A 6,227-nucleotide genomic window follows, 5' to 3' on the forward strand; every position below is an offset into this window, starting at 1 on the left:
CCTCCCCCAACACATCCTTGACAACCTCCACCGGCACGGCATCACAACCCCAACACAAATACAAGAACGCGCCATACCGGCAGCGATGCAAGGCAAGGACATCCAAGCAGAATCCGAAACGGGGTCCGGGAAAACACTTGCCTTCCTCATCCCCCTCTTTACCAAGCCACTCGGCCGCGGCGTGCGCGCACTTGTCATGGCTCCCACGCGTGAACTAGCAAAACAAGTCTGCGACGAGTTCGCAAAGTTCGCCCCGCCCGGGTACAGCGCCGTCCCCGTCTACGGCGGCGTCGCCATCGAGCCGCAAATCAAGAAAGTCAAACTCGCCCACGCCGTCATTGGCACACCCGGAAGGATTCTTGATCTCATCTCCCGCGACGCGCTAGACCTGAGCAACGTTGACATCCTCGTCCTTGACGAAGCGGACCGCATGCTTGACATGGGCTTCATTGACGACATCGAACGTGTCATTGCAAAAACACCCGAGACTCGACAAACACTGCTCTTCTCCGCAACACTCTCACAACAAATCATCAACCTCAGCAGAAAATACCTCAAAGACCCCGTCCGCATCACCGTCAAGCCCTCCTTTACTAAGGAGCACCTTCAGCAAGTCTACTACGTGACCGAGGACCACAAAAAAGCATCCCTCCTCCTCCATCTCATGCAGGAGCGAGAAGCCCGCGCGAAGGAACGCGGCCAGCAAGAAAAAGCGCTCGTGTTTTGCAACACGAGAGCCAACACGGCAAGCGTTGCCTCGTTCCTCACCAAGAATGGCATTCGAGCCTTCGCCACCAGCGGCGCCATGACGCAGTCGGCGAGGGAAAAAGTCCTTAAAGACTACCACGAAGGGCGCATTACCGTTCTCGTCGCGACCGACGTCGCCGCGAGGGGTCTTCACGTCGAAGACGTCACCACCGTGTACAACTTTGACGTCCCCTCGGACACGGCAACGTACACGCACAGGATCGGAAGGACGGCCCGGCAAGGAAAGGAAGGGCTTGCTGTAAGCATCGTCTCGCCCCGCGCGTTTCGCGAGTTCCAACGCATCGAAAAAGAGAACAGAAGCGATCTTGTCAGGGAAGAAACACCGAACTTTGCCAGCGTCCCCTTCCGGCATGAGCACGCTGCTCCTCGGGGCGGGGGAAGGCGGTTCTCTCACGGAAGAGGAGCAAGGAGCGAGCGAGGCGCTCAACGCCCGAGAAGCACCGGCTCGCGGCGCGAAGGAAGAGGGCAGCAAAGCGGACAGAGGACGCGCACCTCCCGCGACGGGTCCCGCCCGAGGCACCCGGGCAGGAACAGGACAAGCCGGCAGAGGCAAGGAAGGGCGCCACACAAAAAGTAAAGCAATACCGTAAAAGCAATACAGTAAAAATAATAACTGCCTAAATTAAAAATTGTAACTGCACAACCTGCTAACGAATAACAAGAGAGTTGCAAGAGAGGTCTTTTTGTTTCTGTTTCGTCCTTGTTTTCGTTTCTCGTTCTTGAAACCCGCTTCAGAACAATCAAGCAACTATTTCAACCGCTTTTTTTTCTTCCTTGATTTTTTTCTTCAAATTCTTTTTTTCTTCTTGGCAACACCTTTTTGTTCAGTGCGCTCCCCCTCGCGAACGTTCCTTGCCTTGACGCACCCCGACTTCGCTTACCTTCCTCAACGATGAACGACACAACACACACCCACACGCCGATGTTGAGATACCCATCAGCGAGATTAAAGCTCGGCCACCACCCAATCCTGAGCCAATCCGTCACGGCACCAAAAAAAACCCGATCGACAAGGTTGCCCGCAACGCCCGCGACGAGGAACACCCACGCAACGCTGCCCGCGCAAGTACTGCAAGGCAACTGCGAGCGAAAGAAGAACAAGAGGACAAGAACAAGAACGGACAAAGCCGCAAACCACGCATTCAAGCCAACACCCCAACCCCACAAGGCCCCGGTGTTTTGCACATGCACGAACGAGACGAAAGGAAGGAGCTGGACAGAACTACCAACAGGCATACTGCGCGCCAATGTCTTCACTGCCTGATCCAAACCCAACAAGAACAGCACGCCCACAGCAGGGAACCACAGGCGTTGTGCGCTCCGCTGCACGGCAATCACCACACTCGCTGCTTTTGCTTTGCGTCCTCGAGCTGCTTGACACGCATGTGCACCGCGTCAAGCTCGGCCTTGATCGCGTCGAGCTTGGAGAGAATGAGCTCGACATCCCTCGACCTGCCCCCGCCCTCGCTTTCCGCGCCGAAACCGCTCCTACCCGTGTCGTGCACGCGAGCGGGAGCATGCATCGGCGTCATCGTATCGTGCAAGCCCTGCGCGTCGTCAGGCGAAGGAAGCCCGCCGAAGCCATCGTCGAAGCCGCCACTTTTCACAGGTTCACTTGAGAACCCTAACGAGTCCTCCCCCGCGCCCATGCCGCTTCGGTAAGGATCGCCTACTCCGCCGTCATCAACGCCTCCGGCAAACTCATCTTGTTTCTTCTTCCAAAACGCAAGACGCATACGCGTCTCTACACCTGCTTTACCTTATAAATGTTACTTTTTGATACTTGTTACTTTTTGTTACCTCTGCGTTTTTTGTTGGCGCTGTTGCTTTTTACTACCTGTTCTCTGCGCCAGCGTCCACAGCGAAATAAGAATCCGCGACGAAAAAAAGCCACCAAACGTTTGCTCAAAAAAAGGACGCTCAAAAAGGGAGACGGGGGTGTCGCTCTTTTGCTTGTGATTTTGCTTGCGAGTAGAGATGGAAAGCCAGCTTCTTCAAATAATCAATTGAGAGCTGTGAGGCTGGCGTGTTCACGCCCTTGAATCGACCAGTGTATATGCTGTCGCGCCACTCTTGAGGCTGCGAAGGCAGGTTCAGCACGCGGGCAAACCGTTCTGCCTCTTCCGGCGGTGCTAGCTCAGCAATAATGACTCGGCGCCCGCTATCTTTCTCATTTTTGAATGGGGGGTGGAGTGTTTGTTCAACGAGGAAGACAAGACCGTCTTTCTCTTCCACGACATCAAAGCGTATTGCTCGCTTCTCTTTTTTATCGGAACCGATATATGCGGGCTCGTGTGATTCTCTCGCCCCTGCTTGCTCTTCTTTGAGGCGGCCCTTCACCCACCTGCTCGGGTATGGCTTTCCCTGCCTGGTCTCTCTTCGAATCGCGTACTTGCTGCTGTGGCCATCGTAGACAAGTAAGAATTCATCTCCTGGGAACCCCTCTGCGAGGAGGCTTTCGACAATATCAGCGTACGTGGCGTGGTAGCGCTCCCGCGGGAAGAGGGGATATTCCTTCAACACCTCCTGCACAACGTGCTTCGGCGCCGTCATGACGTAGTCTTCAAGCCTCCAGCGGTTTCCCATAGGGTGCGCCACACAGTACTCATATATAAATCTTTCTAATTTTATCACTGTTTGGTAGTTCTTTTTTTTATCGAAGGCAGATCTCCTCTCCAATCTCGCCCCCTCCTCCGTGCTCGTTCGCTTGGCGAAACCAAGAAGATGAACCAAGAAGGAGCGCCTCCAGGCAGGGCGAAAAGGAAACAAAAAGAAACAATCCCAGAAGAAATCCCACAAGAAAAAAGAAGGGCGAAAGCAAACGACGCAACGCCCGTTCTACTCGACCTTCCAATGATACGTCCGGCGCTTTGGCGACTTGCCATATCCACACGACGCACACACCTTCCGGCTCGTGTGAAAACTATGCCTGCCACACCGGCGGCACACGATATGGCTCTTGCCCCTACTCCACTTTCCGCGAGCAGCTGTTCCCTTACTCATACTCCATCACCAAACACGTGTTGCACATCAACGTGCGCATCAAGACGTGCACGGAACCTCGACACCAGCACAACTCACGCAGGGCTAATAATGATAATAGTATCCCCGCGGATGAAGACCTCGCCGAGCTTTCGCTTTACTTCACCGTCCACACGCTCTTCGGCATCGCCAAGCACGGTGTTGATATGAATGTCAAATGCCTTGAGCGTTCCAACGAGCTGCTTCCCATTCTTTAGCTCAACAATGACTCGCTTGTTCCTCGCGCGATTAAGCGCGTCAAGTGGCCTTGCTTGTTGTTCCATTGTTCCTCACACCTCACAAAAAAATACGTAACCAAACCAGGCGTTCGCTTTAGCAACTCGATGCAACGTAAAAGCGCGTCCAGCAAGAACACTCCTTGCTGCCTTTGCCTGTGCACGGCCCCAGAGGAGCGCTGAACCATTTATAAAACTTGCTATGAACGCCGAATACGTTCTGTTGCACCTGCGCCCCTGTTGCTCCCACGAGTAATACACGGCAACAAATACACCTGATACAATACCCGATACACAAAAAAATAGAAACGCATCCAAAAAATAGATTCAAACAGATTCACAAGAACGCCTTGAACTTTTTTTTACGGAGCTTACGTTTTACGGAGCTTGAACGTACCGTTGAACGCTACAAAGAACGTTCCGAAGACGAAAAAACCATAATGCTTAAAAAAGGGAGAGGGTTTGCCACGAGCAATGGCACTTATTCAAAAGCGATCAAAACGAAAACCTACCGGGGGGCGCTACAAAGCCCGCCTTGCCAAACTCCTTTCACGAAAAGGATCTCACCCCTCACTAACGAAGATTGGTGAGCGCAAGGTCAAGCTCAAGCGCTGCCGCGGCGGCAATGAAAAACTCAGCCTTCTCGCGGAGCAAACAATAAACCTCTTCAACCCGTCAACGAAGAAGACAATCAAAACAACGGCGACGCGCGTCATCGAAAACCCAGCCAATCGCCACTTCATCAGGAGAAACATCCTCACGAAGGGGGCAATCGTAGAAACACCCAAGGGCACGGCGCGCATCACCAGCAGGCCAGGCCAAGAAGGATCGGTCAATGCAGTGCTTCTGAAGAAAGAATAACGCCTGACAAAGAACAAGAATACCGATAATAACGGCCGCCACAACGATTGCTACGAATTGCCACAACAAAACGCAACAGCGCGCAGTTCCTCTCCTGCAATCGTGAACAAAGAAATGGTAGCGAGCGTGCCGCTAACCACGCCACCACCAAGCAAGGCGCCTCCAAGCAAACGACTGTGAACGGCCGACTATGCATCAAGATGCATCAAGACAACTACCAACGGAAGAAGAAGTCTCTGTTTCGTCTCGACCTCTCTTGCACGTACACATCAGAGTTCTTCCTCAATCAAGCAATTGTTGAGCGCTACAAACGCCTCGGGCGTGAAGAACTGCTCGCGCGCATTGCGGACTATGAAGAGGGCGTGAAGGTACGCGAGATACAACAAGCAGGGGGCGATGCGCGTGCCGGGCGTGCAGAGCGTGCCCGGGCGAGAATTCTCGTTGACGAGGGCGGTGCGAGTGTCGACGCTATTACTGAAGATGCCGTCACGAGTTTATACTACGTTGATGACGGGTGCCACCGCCTTCGCGCAGCGCTCGAACTCGGCCTTCGCGTCGTTCCCGTACAACAACCACTCCTTGACGTTGTTTCTCTTGAGGAATTCATTCGCAGCGCTCAATGGAAGCTTCAAGCCATTCCCATCGTCGATGAAAACACGTACCGCTCGCTGTGCAGGAACTGGTTTGGCGAAGACCCGTAGCCGGCCCGTTCGCGAAGAGGGAAAGTAAGTAACAAACAACGAAAAGCCAGCAAACGTGCCAGCAAACGTCAGCGAAGAATCTGCGGGCGGCAGGATTCGAACCTGCGAAGGCACTCAGCCAACGGGTCCTAAACCCGTCCCATTTGACCGCTCTGGCACGCCCGCACCGATTTTCGCACGAGAACATGACGAGCAACACTCCCTTTTTAAATCTTTGCGAGCTCTCGAGGAGGTGCAAGGTGGCGGGGGTCGGTTCGTCATCCGGGCCGCGCTTTTGCTATGGGCTTCTGCTGTGTTTCTCTTGTGGCTCTCCACCCGCGCCGCCCTCATCATGCAATGTTCACAATGCCGTGCTCACATCCCACGCCGGCCGGTTCCGTGTCCATTCCTTGTTCATCCTTTGTTCACTCCTTGTTTCTCGACGAGAACCTTCGCGCAATGACAGGGCGCTTCCTTTGCTCGGCGCGCGTAGCAAGCACTCTTGTCGATGCTTAAAACATTTAAGAACGCCCCCGTTCAATTTAAAAACCAATTTATAAATCGAAATGGTCGCTACTGTGCTGTAATGACCTCCTCAAACCCTCGAATTTTTCAACGAAAACGGCTCTGGCGAGACAAGGTTTGTTGCACAACACAGCCC

General features: G+C 53.7%; 8 protein-coding genes and 1 tRNA gene. 3 read left to right on the forward strand and 6 right to left on the reverse strand.

Annotation, left to right across the window (positions count from 1 at the left end; all coding sequences use genetic code 11):
* The coding region (locus D6783_00060) for a DEAD/DEAH box helicase (GenBank protein ID RME54018.1) at positions 1-1,345 on the forward strand (1,345 nt) is incomplete at its 5' end.
* A 176-nt stretch (positions 1,346-1,521) separates the two neighbouring features.
* On the opposite strand, the gene lspA is transcribed toward D6783_00060, so the two are convergent.
* The 5 genes from lspA to D6783_00085 all read right to left on the reverse strand — a co-directional run bounded on the left by lspA (position 1,522) and on the right by D6783_00085 (position 4,073).
* The gene (gene lspA, locus D6783_00065) at positions 1,522-2,109 is read right to left on the reverse strand and encodes a signal peptidase II (GenBank protein RME54019.1); all 588 of its coding nucleotides are present in this window, start codon (positions 2,107-2,109) and stop codon (positions 1,522-1,524) included.
* The gene (locus tag D6783_00070) at positions 2,103-2,504 is read right to left on the reverse strand and encodes a hypothetical protein (GenBank protein RME54020.1); all 402 of its coding nucleotides are present in this window, start codon (positions 2,502-2,504) and stop codon (positions 2,103-2,105) included. The genes lspA and D6783_00070 overlap by 7 nt, the downstream gene beginning before the upstream one ends.
* Positions 2,505-2,688: 184 nt before the next feature.
* On the reverse strand, positions 2,689-3,567 hold the full coding sequence (locus D6783_00075; GenBank protein RME54021.1) for a hypothetical protein: 879 nt from the start codon (positions 3,565-3,567) through the stop codon (positions 2,689-2,691).
* A 39-nt stretch (positions 3,568-3,606) separates the two neighbouring features.
* The gene (locus D6783_00080) at positions 3,607-3,771 is read right to left on the reverse strand and encodes a 50S ribosomal protein L37e (protein RME54022.1); all 165 of its coding nucleotides are present in this window, start codon (positions 3,769-3,771) and stop codon (positions 3,607-3,609) included.
* A 74-nt stretch (positions 3,772-3,845) separates the two neighbouring features.
* Positions 3,846-4,073 (reverse strand): small nuclear ribonucleoprotein, encoded by a 228-nt coding sequence (locus D6783_00085; protein RME54023.1) that lies wholly within the window; start codon positions 4,071-4,073, stop codon positions 3,846-3,848.
* A 426-nt stretch (positions 4,074-4,499) separates the two neighbouring features.
* Here D6783_00085 and D6783_00090 point away from each other — a divergent pair, with 426 nt between their 5' ends.
* A complete protein-coding gene (locus tag D6783_00090) occupies positions 4,500-4,886 on the forward strand; it encodes a 30S ribosomal protein S8e (protein ID RME54024.1) in 387 nt (128 codons plus the stop codon).
* Between the two features lie 47 nt (positions 4,887-4,933).
* Positions 4,934-5,587 (forward strand): hypothetical protein, encoded by a 654-nt coding sequence (locus D6783_00095; GenBank protein RME54025.1) that lies wholly within the window; start codon positions 4,934-4,936, stop codon positions 5,585-5,587.
* An 81-nt stretch (positions 5,588-5,668) separates the two neighbouring features.
* Here D6783_00095 and D6783_00100 read toward each other — a convergent pair.
* Positions 5,669-5,752: transfer RNA gene (locus D6783_00100), tRNA-Leu, on the reverse strand.
* Positions 5,753-6,227: the final 475 nt, after the last annotated feature.

Source organism: Candidatus Woesearchaeota archaeon (genome assembly GCA_003694805.1).
Taxonomy (GTDB): domain Archaea; phylum Nanobdellota; class Nanobdellia; order Woesearchaeales; family J110; genus J110.